This window comes from Gloeocapsa sp. PCC 7428, assembly GCF_000317555.1.
Lineage (GTDB): Bacteria > Cyanobacteriota > Cyanobacteriia > Cyanobacteriales > Chroococcidiopsidaceae > Chroogloeocystis.
In genome coordinates this window covers 1437203-1455027 of record NC_019745.1, presented here as the reverse complement: position 1 = coordinate 1455027, position 17825 = coordinate 1437203, and the positions used below count along the sequence as shown (strand labels likewise).

Below are 17825 nucleotides of genomic sequence, written 5' to 3'. Positions count from 1 at the left end.
TGCCTTATCGAAGCACAGGGTCAGCAAGAGCGTTTTCCAGTTGACGCTCAAAGTTAAAGCGTGATAGAGCTTTCACATTAGCTAGGTGACACAGAATTTGCTGACGTATGTCTTCACGTTTGGCAAGGAGATCGGTGATAAAATGAGTGAGAACACCTGGCTGAAATGCCTTCTCAGGCTCAATTGTCATTCCTGGTAACTCAAAGTGGTGAAAAAGACCCTCGAATTTACCTTGGTAGGTAACGCCACCGACGGGAATTCCTTGACCTAAACAGGCGATCGCAAGATGCATTCTCCCAGTCAGAACTAAGTCAAGCTCAGCACATATTGATTTGATTTCTGCTGCACTACACGGAGTTGGCACCTGCATACAATAAGGTTTAATCGCTGCTGGCATTGCTTCGAGGATCGCTTGAGCGATTGAGACATCGCTATCATCTCCACGAAAGTCGTGGGGAATCATGAGCAAGCTAATCTGATTACTAGAAAAAAGGTTGATGAAGGCATTAGCATAAAATTGAATGAATTCATTACGGTTTAACCGTGTTACCTTCGTCAGATGCAACGCATTTGCATTGATTCCGAGAACGATTCGACCTTGAGCTTTTTGAGCGCGAACCCACCTTGATACACTTACTGCTAGATCAGAATCTTCCGCTGGTTGGAGCATAAAGGCTAAATCAGCCACTAATTCGACGGGGTGTTGGACACACTGCTTAACCCGCTGGTGAGAAATTGGATCGCGGCAGCAAAGCCGCACATTCGCAGGCAACTGAGAAAGGGATTGCACCGCAGTATCAGTTGGCTGGTGATTAAAGCTAAAGCCAAGAATGGCAGAATCGGCTCCTGTCTTTGCCGCTAGCGCCACAAGGTGGAGCCGTAGTAGGGTGACATTATCTGAGTAAAAACCATCCATAACATCTGCCCCAAGGCAATAGAAACGCTCATAACGGCTAACCTTGTTAACAAAGCGAAAACGCTCCCACCAACAACCACGAGTAAAAAAACCTTTGATATTAACTGTCTCAGTAACCAGCTTAAGATTTTCCCAACGCGCGGTAGGTTGCAAAGTAATGATACCAATCCGCTTAACGCCTTGAGCAGCAAGATATTCCATGCTAGCAGCTAGCATCGCCTCATCACCAACACTACCAGGATCAGAAGGTGGTAGAAACAAAGCTGATGCGTCAATCTGACTGCGGATTTTAGTTTTCCTTAAAAATCCTAGAGTAGCAGCATAGATACTCAAGAGTTGCCATAAGATTTGATTTTTGATGGTTAACTGCATAGCAATTTAGATTGACTTTTCGTTTAAACACCAAGACTGTCAGGATACCAAGGATGAAACTTGACAGCTTTAGAGTGCGGAGAACCAAATTGCCTCGGGTGCGATGCGATCGCCGCTTGCATAGTTTGTTCAACTTCCTCGACCATTCTTTCTTTAGAAAAATGCTCTTCGACATACGCGCGACATCGTTGTCCAAGCGTTGGATCGAACTTTTGCCAATCCTTGAGTGCGAGTAGCTGCTGAGTTAAACCTGCAACATCGCCTGTTGCGACTTGAAAGCGTTGAAACTCACCGCTGAGAACTTCAGGAATACCACCGTAGCGCAAGCCAATTGCTGGAGTACCGCACGCCATTGATTCGGCGATGACTCGTCCAAAGGTTTCTGGTAGCAAACTCGGAAGTACAGACACATCCGCAGCGCGAAAGAGTTCGGGTACATCGGTACGCTTTCCTAACCAATGAACGCGATCGCTAATTCCTAATTTTTGGCATAAATCAACAAGTTTCTGCTGGTATAAATCACCTTCTACAGGATTGTAGCTAAAGGAAAAAGAAGAACCTGTAATGAGTAGTCGTGCTTGGTCGCATTGTAAACCTAAACGCGCAAAGGCATGAATCAACATCTCGATGTTTTTCGGTGGCGTGATTCGACCAGCATAAAGTACGACAAATGCGCGAGGCGGTATACCCAGTGCCTGACGAGTGACATCGCGATCGCTACCCAGCACAAATCGCTCTAAATCGATACCGTTGTACACAACTTTGATAGTTTGGGGATTCAGCCCTGCTTTTAGGTAAGAACTACGTGCTGCTTGGGATACAGCAATCATGCTTGTACAGGAATTTAACCCGATCTGAATTTGCGCAGGAAAATGACGTTTTTGTGGCGGGTATGAACGTAGATGACACACCAAAGGTATACCTTTGACGCGCGCGACAATGCCACCAAAAAATGTTTGACTGTAGTAGTTAGCGTAGATGAGGTCGAATTGAGTATGACGTACTTGTAATAGCGAAGTAATAAAACGGATACTTGATGATGGTTTACAGCCTTGGATGCGATAAGTAGAAACTTTTGTTACCGTTTTACAAAACTGTTGATAGTGTGGCAGTAAATCTCCTTCTTTACAGTAGATGCAATGTAGTTCATGTCCCCTCTCAGCCAAACCTCGACAGACATCGAGAAGGCTCCATTCGGCTCCACCGCCATCTGAAGAGACAATATTGAGGAGAATTAAAATTTTCATAATCAAGTTTTATGAAATGAAAATTTCGCGCGCTCATATAGACGAACACGCGAAGTAGCGCTTTATTTAAAAATTAAAAAGTTTTACGTAAAGTTTTGAGCTTTAGACACACTTATTCTGTCTTCCAGAGCAGCCAAAGTTCACTCATGGTACCTTCTTTAACTGCCCATAGCGCTGCGGCGCTAGACTACTGTCGTATAGATTAACAGACTATTGAGAATTAGAAAAGTAGTTACACCACAATTATATTAGGATGCGCGACTCATTTCATGTTGTAGCTGATGATACTTCCACAGTTTACCACGCTGACTAAGTAGCTCTTGGTAGCCCCCTTGTTCCACAATCCGTCCTCCTTCAAGGACAACAACTTTATCCGCGCGAACGATCGTGGAAAGGCGGTGAGCGATCGCAATCACGGTACGACCGACAGCTAGTTTTTCTAAAGATTCTTGAATTAATCGTTCGGAGACAGAATCTAACGCACTTGTTGCTTCATCGAGGATGAGAATTTCTGGATTGCGTAACAACGCCCGCGCGATCGCAATGCGTTGGCGTTGACCGCCAGATAACCGTACGCCGCGATCGCCTAATTGAGTATCAAAACCTTGCGGCATCTCTTGAATAAACTCAAGTGCGTTCGCCAGTCGGGCTGCTTCCCAGATTGCTGCTTCATCTGCATCGTCAACCGCATAAGCGATATTATTACGCACCGAAGTATTGAAAATAAATGTATCTTGGCTAACAACAGCGAGTTTTCGGCGTAAGGAGTTGGTGTTAAATTCTTTCAAGTCAACACCATCGATGAAAATCTGACCGGCGGTTGGTTCGTGAAATCGGGGAATTAAATCTACTAGTGTCGATTTACCCGCCCCAGAAGAACCGACTAATGCTGTCATTTGTCCTTGCTTGATTGATAGCGAAATATTATGCAGCACTGGCTCAGCAGCGTCATAACCAAAATCTACCGCGACGAACTCGATTGCTTGCTTCAAGCCTGCAAACTGAACTTTACCATTTTGGATATAAGGTTTGTCGTCAGTTCTGAGCAGCTGTTTGATATTTCTCGTCGAGCCATGAAGATTGCTCATCTGCACTCTTGCGCCATCAATTTGGCGCAATGTTGGCATCAAACGAAACAAAACAAAGAGAAATGTAAGCAACGAAGCTACCTGTAAACTTCCCTGTGGAATCAACAAAGCAAATGCTAACACGAGCATTCCGACGAGAATAGCAGTGGCGATTCCTTCGCGCAACGGTTCTACTAATGCTTGCGCCGATATCGAGTTAATTGTGGCTTGCAACAGTCGCGAGTTGGCGTCATAAAGCCGCTTGCGCTCAAAGTCTTGGGCAGCAAAAGCTTGAACCGTACGAATTCCATTAATAAATTCGAGCGATACTGAGGTATACCAACCACTTGCTTTTGACCTTTCAAAACTGGCTTCTCGAATTCTGCCGAGTAAAGTTGATATTCCTACCGATAGCAAGCTAAAGAGCATACCTGAAACTAACGTTAGCTGCCACGATAGCAAGAACATGGAGATAATATATACCCAAAGTGTTAAAACTTTGGTAATGAGCGTAGAACTGATGTCAAAAGCCTGCTGGAGTTGCAACACCTCAGATGTGATGCTATTAATTAATTCTCCTGAGCGTGTCTTAGCAAAGTAGCTCAGTCTTAGTGAAAGCAACTGTTCAAATAATAATCTTCGTAGCCGATATGCCAAATTAGAAGCTGCAATTCTCGTATACAGTCGTCCTAAGTAGCTGAAGCCTAGACGTAGGAAGGTTGTAATTAAAATTAAACCTGATATCCGATACACGCGTTCGGCGACCGGAGCATTAATTCCTAATATCCAAATATCAATCCATTCAATACCGGTTCTGATTTGCTCTGCACTAGGACTGATCAGACTTTGTAGAAAAGACAAGATGAACCCAATTCCAAAGCCTTCAAAAGCTGCCGATAATACTGTAAAAACTACAGCTAAGATGGCTGTTTTTCTAAAATACTTGAATTCGCGCAAGATAAAATAGTTATCTTGCCAAAAGCTAGTAGTCTGCAATAAACGCCGAAGTGGCAGAGAAATTTTAGAAGGCATGATTTTATTGAAAAGATTGACTTTAGATGAAGTAGATACACAAATTAAGCAAAAATGCAATAGGAAACGCAATAATAATCAATAGTGTTTAAACCATTATGAATAGTTAACAATTACGACGCATACTGATAACGCGGGCAGGGACACCAACAGCGATCGCCCCATCAGGAATATCTCGATTCACAACCGCACCTGCACCAACGACCGCACCTTTACCAATACGGACACCATCGAGGACAATAACACCAAAACCTAGCCAGGCATCGTCTTCAACAACAATACCACCTTTTGTTTGCAGCGGTTGTTTACTAATAAGTTCGCCTAGTGCAATACCGTGGTCATAAGGGTAAAAAGCACAGTTAGGAGCAATTTGGACACCACGACCAATTTGAATTGGTGCTCTGTAGGCAGAAAACTGACAGCGGGGCTGAATGTGTGTATCAGAACCGATCTTAAGAGTGCCACCTTCACCTGTCTGAATGATAGTATCGTCATAAAGATGAACTCGATCGGCAATTTCAACCGAACCACTATCGATATTTGGCTCTTTTTTATCTTCAAAAATTGTGACGCGATCGCTGATGAAAATGTGTTTGCCAAGTTGCAACTGCGAATGATGAATAGCTGCGCTAGGCGCGATGTAGCCTCTAGGATGATAACGTGCCAAACGACGGCGGGCGTAGTAGGGTGGAGTAAACCAAGTTGCTATTGAAGTTGCTAAGCGCCCGAAAAAAGCTAAACCAGAGAATTGCATCCACAACCAAGCCCAGCTAGTGGCGACAATACCGCTGATACCTCTAGAATTCCAGACTTTCCAAAAACGGCTCCAAATAGGGGAGTTTTGTTCTGTAGTTATTGAACCGTTGTGAGTTGTAGTTGACATATTTCTAGTCATTTGTTGAGCAGACACCAATTAAAGCGCCCAGACATGGTACTTGAGACTTCCTTGCAAGCGTCCCATTTGCCAAGCAAAAGTCCATACCCATCGCGCCCGACGGTTGGGAAATAGAAGTTGTGGCGATCGCTTCAAAACTTGCAGCCAAGCAATCACTCCAGAATACCAAGCAATTTTAGGTAAACCTTTTGGGCGGTATTTTTTGTAGAGTAAGACATTATGCTCACCCCACAGCAAAGACTGTTTGTATAACCCTGCCAAGGTATTGCGAAAGCGGTAGTGAACAACTGCATCGGGAACAAAGTGCAGTTGCGTTCCTGCAAGTTGAATTCTCCAGCAATAATCAGTATCTTCTAACTGCGCCATTGTTTCATCAAACCCACCAATTGCGATATGAATCGCACGTTTGACACCGAGGGTACTACTCGAAGCATGGGGCAGATACGGAGGATAGTTGTAATCTTGTAATCCGGTTTGTTGTGACAGTGGACGATATTTTAGTACCCAAGGTTCATTGAGCTTATTGTACTCGCGTTTGCAAGCAACAAAGTCATGCCGAGACAGCGCCTCACCCATCGCCGCAACCCAACCCGCAGCAACTTCATCATCGGCATCGCAAAAAGCGACAGCATCGCTCGCAGCTGCTAAAACACCTACATTTCGCGCATGAGATGCGCCTTGGCGATCTGATGCATCAATGATTTTTAAATTAGGTAGTTTTGCCTTGTATTGCTCTACAATTGCCGGTGTTTCATCCGTAGAGCCATTGTCAGATACAATCACTTCCCACGGTTGGGACCATTGTTGGTTAGCTAATGCCTCTAGTTGAGCAGCAATTGTTTTAGCCGCATTGAAACAAGGAATGACAACACTAAGTTTCATATCATAATTAAATTTCAGAACTGTACTGCGGAAATTGATGATGCTTCGCGATCCCAGGCTTGCAGGCTATCGGCTGACGGACCTAAACGCTTTGCGCCTAAGGCGATCGCAGCTTGTAGTGCTTGTTCTACACCGACAATCATTTGGGCATGGGGAAAGTTTTGCGTGATATGCGCGCGACACCGTTGACCGAGAGTGGGATCTTGCTGTTGCCAACCTTGAAGCGATCGCAATAGATCAGCTAACCCCGACACATCGCCTTCGCCAAATTGAAAACATTCAAACTCGCCGGTCAGAACTTCAGGAATCGCACCATAGCGTAAACCAAGCGCGGGAGTTCCACACGCCATTGATTCGGCTAAGACTAACCCAAAGGTTTCTGGCAACATACTAGGCAGTACCGAAACATCAGCGGCTCTAAATAGCTCTGGTAAATCGGTTCTCCTTCCCAACCACTCGACGTTGCTGTCGATCTGGAGTTGCTGACACAAACCTTTGAGTTCTTGAACATAAGCTTCGCCACCACCTGCGGTTCCATGAACAACTGGACTACCCACGATTAAAAGCTTTGCGTGTTCTACTGTTAGTTTTAGCTGCATAAAAGCCGCTAGCAGCATTTCAATATTCTTCGGTCGATCGATGCGCCCTGCGTAGATGACTACAAACGCTTCCGGTGGAATTCCTAATGCTTGACGCGTGTTGTCGCGGTCATCTTCGATTGTAAACCGCTGTAAATCGATGCCATTGTACACAACTTCGATGGTTTGGGGAGCGAATCCGGCTTTGATGTAAGAACTTCGTGCGGCTTCTGAGACAGTCAAAAAGCGCGTTACAAACTTCAATCCCGTACGAATTTGCCGCCAAAACCGTTGTTTGCGGGGGAACGTGTGCAGGTGACAAACTAAAGGGATACTCTTAAGCTGTGCAATGGTGCCTGCGAAAAAAGCGTCTTTGCTTTGATTAATATAGATGACGTCGGGTTCAGTTTTCAGCAATTGCAGAATCGATAAAAACCACGCGATCGCAGAGGTAAATTTCTTGAGTCGTCCTTTGGCAATTAGGTAGCAGTTTACCTTAATGATTGACTGACAAAATTGCTGATAAATTGGCAGAAAATCGCCCTGTTCGTTGTAGACGAGGTGAATCTCATGTCCTCGTTGAGCTAAGCCCCGACAAGTATTCAGCAAACACCACTCTTGTCCGCCTCGGCGAGAAGATGGTTCATTTTCGAGGACTAAGATTTTCATATGGCTAGTGTTACCCATTACCCATGCGCTATGTAGAAGTCGTTTCTAGAACTTTGGTGAGATCGTGAGTTGCCATCTGTTGTTTGACATCATCAGCAATGCGGATAGCCAGTGCAATAATCGTGAGTGTCGGGTTAGATAAACCACTCGTGGGAAAGACTGAGCTACCTGCTACGTACAAATTGTTGATTCCATGAACTTGACAGCGTTCATTAACAACGCCTTGCCTTGGGTTGCTGCTCATGCGGGTAGTACCGATATGATGGTAAGAACCGATAACGGATTGCCAAGTTGTCTCATCGTCTACAAGTTCAATTTGATACTGACCAGCACCCGAACGTTCAAACGCTGCGGCGATTAATTCTTGCGATCGCACAATTGTGTACTTATCGATGGCACTCAAGCGCCAATCAAGTTGGACTTGGTTTAATCCGAAGCGATCGCGTTCTCGACTGAGCGTAATTCGGCTATCTGGATTCGGTGCTTGTTCCGCAATTAAGTGTGTGCTGCAAAAGTTCGATTGTCGAGAATAAAAGTTTTTTGTAAAAAACTTCGCATATGCTCTAGCAGCAACGCGATGCAGATTAGTCAAAACTTTCAAGATATCTTCACTGACAGGCGCTTCACCAAAATCTCTACGTCCCTCGTGCAAGCTCGGAAAAGATTTATGATAAACATTTTGACTGGTTTCTGGTGTCGTGAGATGCCTAATTTTGCACCGTAAACGGTTAATGGCATCTACCCATTCTTCGGGTATTGGTAACAGTCGCGCTGCAAAGTTCAGAATTTCCTCGCGTTCTTGAACAGCATTTGATAAACCTAATGCTGCTCCCATGAATGTTTCATTTACTTGCAAATCTTTCTGAGTATACAAAGGCGCGGCTTGGGATAAGGCAACCTTACCAGACACCAGGTAAGGATGTTCCATAAAAAATCTACCAACTAAGTCGTGCTGATTACCCAGTCCGTTGGTTTGCACTTTATTCGAGGTTAACAGCAATCGTGGATTTTCAATTCCCCCGACAGCTAAGATAAAAACTTTTGCTTGAACTTGAAACTCTTTGCCATCTATAGTAGCAACGCGTAGTCGTTTCACATTCTGAGCATTATCATTTGTCTCAATTTCTAATACGTTGGCATGGAGAACGACCTGGATATTATTTGCCTGCTCTAAATCGGCCTTATACGCTTGACCGAAGCGCAAGTGTGACGGCGGAATAATTTGCCATAGATACGTTAGGATATCTTCGCCAGCAAACGGTAACTGCTCGCGATCCATCTGGCCTAGGAGTTTTTCCCAGTAAGCAAAGTCATATTCGTACTCTCCTAGCCCGCAGAACTTTTGCGCACGAGCATAATACGGTTCTAACTCGGCTTTTGTAAATGGCCAACCACTGTAAGGCATCCACGGTCGATGAACAAAATCAATTTCATCGAGTGGTCTACTCCAGCCACCCCAGAGGTTAGTAGATCCACCGAATTGACGCGCGCAAGTTTCCTTTATAGGAAAATACGGAATGCCAGTATTTTCACCAGTGGCGAGCGATTGTGTCATGTCTTCATAGTCGAATCCTCCACTTTCTAAAAGACACACTTCATAAGGTTGGTTACATAATTCTCGTGCGATTGTAATGCCTGCGGCTCCTGCGCCAACGATACAAATATCTTTTTCGATGATTGTATTGTCAGGTACGGTTAATGCGTCTACGATCATGATGATTTGTCACTTAATTTAGTGGTTTACCAAGTCGGTTAAGAACTGATTATCAACTTGAATAACTTGGTAAATTTGCAGATGAGATTAATGTTCAGGATTGTTGGCATTCTCTTATGCAGCAACTAACCCTCTAACTTCGTTAATCGTCGATTGCAAATCAACTTCGTGTTTAATTCTGCCTTCAATATGCTCTGGATAAAAGTATTTCTCAACAATCTCGCTTCCAAACCCTACAATGCACTCAGTATCAAAGAGAAACTCAAGTGTTAAGCAGGCTGAACTAAAAGTAAATATTTTAGGTTTCTGTAATTGGGCTAATTCAGCATTTAAGAATAGCTCCATAAACAAAACCTCAAACGGAAGGTAAAATAAAAAGTCCTCATTGAGCAGAACAATCTTTGTGTAAAGATCGCTCAAATTAGACTTTAATTGTAGTATTTTCTGTTTTGAGTCTCTAGGATGCGGTTTAATTAAAAGAATTGAATCTTCTGGTATCTTTTGAGATATAATAAATTTTCTGTACGCTTCAATTTCTTGTTCTAAAGGCATTCTACTTGCTTCAGAAAAGTTGGAAGATAGCAAAATTGATACAGGATGATTGTGAATAGTTGCTTTTAACTTGTTGATGTAATTAGCATCAATTAAGTTATCTAATCCTTTTCTAAGGTTCTGAAAAGTTTTTAAGTAGACTGACCTATCCAAAACAACTGTTTCCATAGGTGGAATTTCACCAAAAGCATACGGTAATGAAAAATAACCAATATCAAACTCTTGTTGACGAAACTTTCTCTTTTTAGGAAGAACGCCTTTAATTTGTTTTTTAAAGGATTTATATAGACTACTTAAAGTGAGCGTAGCTTCTTGTGATGTATTTTGTGGTAAGAAAGCTGTATAAGAAAAGTAGATTCCGATACCGTCTCCGTAACAGATTTTTTCAGCAGATTCATAAACATTCATCAAAAGTTGATTTTCTAAATTCCAGGTTCTGGAAAGATAGATTTCGTCAGGAGTTTCAAGGTCTAAAAGTTTGTAGACTAATTTGGCAACTTCCGATAAATTAGAGGAATTAATTTTGTCCGTGAGGAACTTGGTTTGTTCCATTGAAAGATAAACAATTTTTTTCCATGAGTAGATGGAGTTAGCCATCTTTTTAATAAAAGCAGCAAACTCCTCATTTTGTCCTTGAGGTGCAAATAAAGGCGTGATGACAAGATAATCTTCATAGCTACAGTTTAATTCTTGCTGTTCTTTGGCTCTATAGCTGAGAACAGATAAAGCTGTAACTAGCTGAATACTCCCAAAGCAAGCTACCAAGCGCTTGATTGTTTTTGTTTGTGACATATTGATTGGCTTACAAAACTATTAACAACTAGCAATTAGCATCTCGCAAACTTCTCTAACCGCCCCGTGTCCTCCAGGTAGTTTAGTGATGTAAATTGCCATACTTTGATTAGCAGCCATTGCATCCGCGACTGTCATCGGACAACCTACAGCTTGTAGAACTTCAAGATCGTTATAATCGTCGCCAATGTATGCTACTTGCGCTAGTGAGATATCTAACTTTTGACAAAGAGTTTTTAACTGCGAAAGCTTGTCTTCTACTCCTAAGAAGGTATATGTAATACCTAGATCTTGAGCGCGATTGAGTGTTGACAATGCAGATTTAGCGGTAATAATGGCAAGTTCTACACCAGCTTGCTTTAATAGCTTAATTCCTTGACCATCTTTAATATTGAATTTTCGGAGAACCTCTCCTGTTTCGGTGTAGTAAAGTCCGCCATCAGTGAGTACGCCATCGACATCAAGTGCTAAAAGTTTAACTTGTGATAACCGCGATCGCAGTTCTGAGGTAGTAACTGTCATAGTCATTACACGGTTGTGGGGACAGCTTGCAAACTATTACGCACGTTAAGAACTTGTTTAAGAACTGATTCTAGTTGTGCTAGGGGGATCATATTGGGACCATCGCTAGGTGCAATGTCAGGATTCTCGTGAACTTCCATGAATAAGGCATCGATCCCAATCGCAGCAGCCGCGCGGGCTAAGTAGGGGACAAACTGGCGCTGTCCTCCTGATTTGTCACCTTGTCCCCCTGGCATTTGGACGCTGTGCGTTGCATCAAAAACAACAGGATAGCCAAACTCGCGCATTTGCGGTAATGAACGAAAATCGACGACTAAGGTGTTGTAGCCGAAACTTGTGCCGCGTTCAGTTAATAAGATACGCTTGGTTCCGCCTGTCTCTAGCTTGCGAACAACGTTTTTCATATCCCAAGGACCTAAAAATTGTCCTTTTTTGACGTTGACAGCTTTACCTGTTGCAGCAGCGGCGAGTAATAAATCGGTTTGGCGACACAAAAAAGCAGGAATTTGTAGAACATCCACAACTTCGGCTACAAGTGCAGCTTGATAGCTTTCGTGAATATCAGTCAGGACAGGAACTCCAACTTCTTCTTTAACTCGTTGCAAAATTTGCAGTCCGGTTTCTAAGTTTTGTCCTCGGAAAGAATTGATTGAGGTACGGTTAGCTTTGTCAAATGAAGATTTGAAAATGAACGAAATTCCTAAGCGATCGCACACCTTTGCAATCTGTTCTGCCATAAATAGCGTAAAGTCCCCAGACTCAATCACGCAAGGACCGCCAATTAAGGCAAGAGGACAGTTGTCACCAATTGCAATATTATTTGTAATTTGAGTTTGAATCATTTGTGAAGACACTCTTATGAAAAGCTATAAATTAGAATTTTGCTGCGTTAATACTTGATAAAGTTCTTGATACACCTGCTGTTCAGTAAAGTTTTGACAAGCAAAAGCATAAGCTTTATCTGATAATTCTTTTCTTAGTTTCTCATTCGTAATTAATGTAGATAACTGCTCAAACGTCTCTTTAGGACGATCGCTTACTAAGAAAGCTTTGTTGATTCCGTGTTCTAGCCCTTCAGCACCAATTGTAGTAGTCACTAAAGGTTTACTGTAGCTTAAAGCTTCAACGTTTTTTATTTTAAGCCCTGTTCCAAAATACACCGGATTGATGATAATATCTGCTTCTTGATATACAGTTTCTAACTCGTCAATCCATCCAGTTAGTTTAACATTAGCAGGTATTTTAACATCAGTTAATTCTTCGCAAATTTTGCCTACAATATTCAATTGTATTTTTTGTTCAAATTTTGTTACAAGTTTACACCAAACTTTATGAAGGAAGTCCGCGATCGCGCGTTTATTAGAAGAATTAGGACCTGCAACATAAGTAATATTAATAGGTGAACTATTTAAATATTCATATTTCTTAGGCTCACAGGCATAGCTTACCTGAATTACATGATGTTCAGGTAGCATTTTCTGAAAAGTTTCTTTATCTTTACTCTGAATTGCGATAATAACATCAAATATACTTAAAAGTTGTTTTTCCTGGTCTTCCGTAATTTTTATTTCTTGTTCGCCATTCGCTTGAAATCTTTGATATCTTTGATGTGCTACATCATGCGTATCTATCAAAGTTAACGCTTCTATGCCAACTTTATCAAAGTCTCGAACTAAATAAGCTATTCTGAGATACTCAACAATAACTACCTCAGGATTTAGTTCTCGGCATATAGTACGAAAATAATCTTGATGTTCTTGACTGAAAAAATCAGTCATATTTATTAGCTTATCTTGTTTAATTTGAACCTGTGAAGAGTGACTAAGTAATAACTTTTTTAAAGGTCTTGCCTTCTTTTTCAGCCAAAGCTCTGCTTTTTTCAAAGCAGCAAATCTAGCATTGATATCGCAATCAATGCTCAAAAAACCAGAACCTTTATTAAAGATCTTGAACTCGCCGTTGTAAGCAAGTTTAATCGAATCGATTTCTGTGGGTGTTATTTTTCCAATGAAAAAGATATAAACATCAAACTTTTTTCGAACTAGATACTCATACAAGTCAGAAATTCGTTTTGCTGAACCTTGCTCTTGATGCCAGAATTTGCGATCGGTAGCTAGTAGTATTTTTTTCATATTTTTAGCTCTCCTTAATCTAAGTATTTGATATTGATACCCATATTGTTTTAGCAATGGATATCGAGCAGAATGGAATATGAATATATGCTACGACCGCCGAAAATATTGTATCTAGTTTAGAGTAATTGTCGTCTTAATTTAGCTGCTAGTATTGATTTTTAAATTGTTAGAGGATGGATAACTTTTGGGTATTCTTAATCAGTAGATAGCAGCATAAACTCGAATTAGAATTAGTCTTGAGTAGCGATTGTGTATTATTTCCTGAAGCATCAAGTTAGAAACACCAACTTCAAGATGTTGAGATAAAGTAAGTTTATAAGCCGCTTGGGTTAAAGACTATGTTAACTTTAGCTTTAGCATTCGGCGGGTGACGCGTTCTAAAGAATGGGTCAGCCTACCTTTAACTTGAAATGCTTGTTGTGCTATGGATGGGGCATCACACCAATGTTTGTAAGCGGGAACTACTGTACCCATCAAAAAGCAACGCCAGCTATTTAAAAGGATGTAATGTTGCGTTTCTCTAGCCCGTAAGTGACCATTATCAACCATAGCGCGACGAAAGGCGACATCATCTCGGAGGCGCTGGAGCATCGCTAACACCTGATTTGGTGATGTTGCCTCTAAGTAGTCTAACTCGTTTCTGCGCTCGGCTTGAAAAGCAGATTCACGACCAAGAATTGCTGGTACGCCAGCGTGCCAAGCATTGTATAACTTTAAAGCGGGTCTGACCGTATGGTCTTGATTATCAAAGCTGCGCACCGCAACAATTGCATCAACATTGCTATAGTCGTTCCAGGATTCTTCGCCGGCAATTTGCCAACGCAAACCCAAAGCTTGCAACTGTTCAGCCCAAGACGGGTGCTTGAGTTCAGGTGCTAAATTTTGTTCGCGACCGAAGAAGGTGATATTTTCAAAGCGATCGCCACGTGCGGGATCGCGCCGAATTAAACCAGGTTGAGGTGCCCAATGCGGAATATAGTAGGTGTTCTTAATTGAGTAACCGTCTTGAGAAAGTAATTCTTGAGGATTGAGAACAACATGAAAATGCGCCCAAGGGTGTCGCCGCGATCGGTCAGCAACAATACACACCAACATGACTTTAGAATCAGGTTTCCACTTTTGCCAAAAAACGGATTTGTGATATGCGATAACAATCCCTTCGGTGGGCATAGTTCCAGTGAGTTGACAAGGAAATCCATCGGCTTTCAAGCGCAGATAAGTTTGCAAAGTACAAGCAAATATACCTGGGTTGAAAAGCTGCCAATGCTGATCGATCCATTGTGGTTCAATATTGTCGGATGAAAAATTCTCTGGCCAATGCTCTTGCGCAATATAAAAATAAATTGGTGGTAATGCTTTATTACTAGAATTATCAATATGAGAATAATGACTCGCGTGTAAGGTTTCTGTAGTTTGAGTTGAAAGCATAATTTAACTACACTGAGAATATATTGATATGTAGCTGAGTAGAAGCAAAAATAGGCTGCCACTTTTGGATGACTTCTAAAGTTGTATCAGTCGAAAAGTTATCTGAGATAATAATTGCGCACTCAGGTTCAAAGCTATTGAGACAGTTAGCTAGCCAGGATAACTGTTGCTCTAATAAGTGTGCGCGATTGAAGGTTGGAATAGCAATTGTGAGTAAGCTGTCTATTATTAGTCTTTTGAAAAGACAACTGTTATTATCTTCGCCAAAACAAACTTAGAAGTAGACTAGAGTTTATGAAATATTGTTCTTAACGAGGGTGCTGCGCATATTAATAACACGCGCGGGCGAGCCGACGGCGATCGCACCATCGGGAATATCTTTAGTGACAACCGCACCTGCACCGACTACGGCTCCTTTCCCGATCCGGACTCCATCTAAAACGATGACTCCATAGCCTAACCACGCATCATCATCAATTGTGATGCCTCCTTTTGTTTGTAAGGGTTGATTTTTAATTGGTTCATGAGGTGCAATGCCATGATCGTAGGGATAAAAAGCGCAGTTTGGTGCAATCATGACCCCACGACCAATGTGAATTGGCGCTTTGTACGCGGAGAACTGACATCGAGGTTGAATACCTGTATCTGCTCCGATCGCAACGCTACCACCAGCGCCAGTTTCAATACAAACATCTTGATGAATGCGGACGCGATCGCCTATCTTCACCGAACCAGTACGATCATCTTGATAGATCGTGACGCGATCGCCAATGAAAACATTAGTACCTAGTTGCACATTGTGATGGCAAATACTAGCACTAGGCGAGATGTAACCTTTGCGATGGTAACGCGCCAAACGACGGCGTTGTCTGTAAGGTGGAGCAGTCCAACTAGCTAAGCGAGTAGCAAAACGCCCGAAATAGCCCGACCAAGCAAACTTCATCCAAAAGCGCGACCAGAGACTTAAACCAATACTTTGTAGGTCGTCGTGCGTCTGCCGTTTGAAAAGGCGAGTCCAAATATCTTGTGTTGAGGAGGATGCCATGATGAAGGTTAAATAATGGAAAGACGATCAAACGGTGCTTTTGGCAAATAAGGATTTTGCTTGCAGCAAATCTCCAGGAGTATTAATCTCAAGTACAGCTTTTTGTGTTTGGCAAACAATAATTGAGTATCCGTGTTCTAGAACGCGCAATTGTTCTAGCCCTTCACAGTGTTCTAGCGGTGTCGGTGTTAGTTGAGCATAGTCCGCAAGAAAGTCGCGTCTAAAGGCATACAGTCCAAGGTGGTGAAAAACTGGAGCCAAACCTTGATTGCGAAAGTAGGGAATCGGAGAACGCGAAAAGTATAGCGCGCGACCGTTGCGATCGCATAGCACTTTCACGGCATTTGGGTTAAGATAATCTGCTTCGTGTTCTAATGGGCAAGCTAACGTTGTCATATCTGGTGCTTGACCTTCAAGATAAGGCGCAACTAATTGCATGAGCATTTCAGCCGTTACAAAAGGTTGATCTCCTTGAACATTAGCGATCGCTTGCATCTGTGGATATCTTTGCGCAACTTCTGCAACGCGATCTGTACCTGTTTGATGTGCGCTGCTTGTCATTTCTACCGCACCGCCAAATTTTTGTACGCATTCTGCTACCAAATCGCTGTCAGTTGCGACGACAACTTTACTAAATGCAGGACAACTCTTAGCTGCTTCATAAACCCACTGCACCATCGGACGATCTTCAATCATCACTAAAGGTTTACCAGGAAAGCGTTGTGAGTCGTAACGTGCAGGAATAACAGCCAAGATTTTCATGATGACTCCAAAATAGTAATGTATTATGGGAAAAAAGCTTAGAAATCAAAACCACAGCTACTTTTTTGTTAGTCTGCGTAGACATATTTTGTTTGTCTAGCCGCGACTTTAGTCGCCAGGCGTATTATACGCAGTTGCGTCAGAGAAGACCGCAGCACCTAGTTTTTGAATTACCTGACGTTCCGTAGCATCTAACTCAGCAAAAAATTCTTGATCGATTAACGAAAATCCCGCATCGGTGTGAAATACCCATCCAGCAGCACCATGCGCTTTTGCTTCCTGTGCAGCTTGAAGAAACTGCTCTTTGGTAAATTCTCCACCGCGCCAACCATTACGATGCTCTTCTTGGACATAAACAGGAATATTGCGATTCATGCTGCGTAGATGTTCCTTAGTTTGAGCAACACGAGTACCGGTGTCGCTATACCATCTCGGATTTCGCGTAAAGTGCGGCGCAACGAGATCAACACCGGTTTTAACCTCCTGCGTCAATCTTCCAGGGTTAAGCGTGTTACCTCGCATCCACGCAGCATAGTTAGAAGCAAAAATAATAGCGCGGGCGTTCTCAGCTTTGGCAATGAAGTAAAGTTGGCGAATCTCTGATGGCGAAAGTGCGGCTTCTCTGCCAAGATTATATTCATTTTGCAAGTCAAAGATCGCATTTGGTTCATTGCGCAATGTTCGTACAGCAGCTTGAACTGCCTTATCTCGCGGAACTTCGCTGTATCCTGTAATGGTGACATCAACAACAATACCTCTGTCATTAGCAGCACGTACCAGCGCTAGAAGTTCTTCTGACTTGGTTAAATTGCCTTCGTTATCAAAAAAACCGCGATTTTGCCAATCTAAGAAGATACGAATTAAGTTGAAATTAAGTTCTGCTAATCGATCCAAATCGGATACTCGCCAGTGAGCCGCATCAAAGTAGCTTACGCCTAGTAGAAAAGTTGGCTGACCGTTGATTGTAAACTTATCACCAGCAATTCCAACACGAGTTTCTCTGGATGCTTTCAAGTTCGCTGCGTAAGTTTCTGAAGAAACTACCGGAGATTGTGCGTAGGTAACAGATGGTGGTAGCACGAACAGCATACTACTACTGCCCACTACCAGCAAAGTGCTTATTAGAGGACGTCGCATAGTTTTTTGTGCTTGATGTGATTTGTAAATAGTAATGCGCTCTGCTGAGGACATGACAGGCGTGTATGATGGGCAAGGTA

16 protein-coding genes are annotated in these 17825 nt (G+C 42.6%); all 16 read right to left on the bottom strand.

Going from position 1 to position 17825, the window contains the following annotated elements:
* Positions 1 to 4 precede the first annotated feature (4 nt).
* On the bottom strand, positions 5 to 1288 hold the full coding sequence (locus GLO7428_RS06475; RefSeq protein ID WP_015187765.1) for a polysaccharide pyruvyl transferase family protein: 1284 nt from the start codon (positions 1286 to 1288) through the stop codon (positions 5 to 7).
* A gap of 23 nt (positions 1289 to 1311) precedes the next feature.
* Positions 1312 to 2535 (bottom strand): glycosyltransferase family 4 protein, encoded by a 1224-nt coding sequence (locus GLO7428_RS06470; protein ID WP_015187764.1) that lies wholly within the window; start codon positions 2533 to 2535, stop codon positions 1312 to 1314.
* Between the two features lie 248 nt (positions 2536 to 2783).
* Positions 2784 to 4634, bottom strand: coding sequence for a heterocyst formation ABC transporter subunit HepA (gene hepA, locus GLO7428_RS06465; RefSeq protein WP_015187763.1), 1851 nt, complete (start codon positions 4632 to 4634; stop codon positions 2784 to 2786).
* A 106-nt stretch (positions 4635 to 4740) separates the two neighbouring features.
* On the bottom strand, positions 4741 to 5517 hold the full coding sequence (locus GLO7428_RS06460) for a transferase hexapeptide repeat containing protein (RefSeq protein ID WP_015187762.1): 777 nt from the start codon (positions 5515 to 5517) through the stop codon (positions 4741 to 4743).
* A gap of 30 nt (positions 5518 to 5547) precedes the next feature.
* Complete coding sequence (locus GLO7428_RS06455; protein ID WP_015187761.1) at positions 5548 to 6411, bottom strand: glycosyltransferase family 2 protein; 864 nt, start codon at positions 6409 to 6411, stop codon at positions 5548 to 5550.
* A 14-nt stretch (positions 6412 to 6425) separates the two neighbouring features.
* Positions 6426 to 7658, bottom strand: coding sequence for a glycosyltransferase family 4 protein (locus GLO7428_RS06450; RefSeq protein ID WP_051038402.1), 1233 nt, complete (start codon positions 7656 to 7658; stop codon positions 6426 to 6428).
* 28 nt (positions 7659 to 7686) lie between these two features.
* On the bottom strand, positions 7687 to 9372 hold the full coding sequence (locus GLO7428_RS06445) for an FAD-dependent oxidoreductase (protein WP_015187759.1): 1686 nt from the start codon (positions 9370 to 9372) through the stop codon (positions 7687 to 7689).
* Positions 9373 to 9486: 114 nt separating this feature from the next.
* Entirely contained in the window at positions 9487 to 10716 is a 1230-nt protein-coding gene (locus GLO7428_RS06440) for a polysialyltransferase family glycosyltransferase (RefSeq protein ID WP_015187758.1), read from the bottom strand.
* Between the two features lie 21 nt (positions 10717 to 10737).
* A complete protein-coding gene (locus GLO7428_RS06435) occupies positions 10738 to 11238 on the bottom strand; it encodes an HAD family hydrolase (RefSeq protein WP_041918954.1) in 501 nt (166 codons plus the stop codon).
* A gap of 5 nt (positions 11239 to 11243) precedes the next feature.
* On the bottom strand, positions 11244 to 12080 hold the full coding sequence (gene kdsA / locus GLO7428_RS06430; protein ID WP_015187756.1) for a 3-deoxy-8-phosphooctulonate synthase: 837 nt from the start codon (positions 12078 to 12080) through the stop codon (positions 11244 to 11246).
* Positions 12081 to 12104: 24 nt separating this feature from the next.
* The gene (locus GLO7428_RS06425; RefSeq protein WP_015187755.1) at positions 12105 to 13370 is read right to left on the bottom strand and encodes a glycosyltransferase family 4 protein; all 1266 of its coding nucleotides are present in this window, start codon (positions 13368 to 13370) and stop codon (positions 12105 to 12107) included.
* Between the two features lie 339 nt (positions 13371 to 13709).
* Positions 13710 to 14801 carry a hypothetical protein gene (locus GLO7428_RS06420; RefSeq protein ID WP_015187754.1) on the bottom strand — a complete coding sequence of 364 codons (1092 nt, stop codon included), beginning with the start codon at positions 14799 to 14801 and terminating at the stop codon, positions 13710 to 13712.
* Between the two features lie 7 nt (positions 14802 to 14808).
* Entirely contained in the window at positions 14809 to 15003 is a 195-nt protein-coding gene (locus GLO7428_RS29660; RefSeq protein ID WP_369792526.1) for a glycosyltransferase, read from the bottom strand.
* 90 nt (positions 15004 to 15093) lie between these two features.
* Positions 15094 to 15846, bottom strand: a complete 753-nt coding sequence (locus tag GLO7428_RS06415; RefSeq protein ID WP_015187753.1) for a DapH/DapD/GlmU-related protein — start codon at positions 15844 to 15846, stop codon at positions 15094 to 15096.
* A 27-nt stretch (positions 15847 to 15873) separates the two neighbouring features.
* Positions 15874 to 16608 carry a 3-deoxy-manno-octulosonate cytidylyltransferase gene (gene kdsB, locus GLO7428_RS06410; RefSeq protein WP_015187752.1) on the bottom strand — a complete coding sequence of 245 codons (735 nt, stop codon included), beginning with the start codon at positions 16606 to 16608 and terminating at the stop codon, positions 15874 to 15876.
* 108 nt (positions 16609 to 16716) lie between these two features.
* Positions 16717 to 17745 (bottom strand): hypothetical protein, encoded by a 1029-nt coding sequence (locus GLO7428_RS06405; RefSeq protein WP_155823589.1) that lies wholly within the window; start codon positions 17743 to 17745, stop codon positions 16717 to 16719.
* Positions 17746 to 17825: the final 80 nt, after the last annotated feature.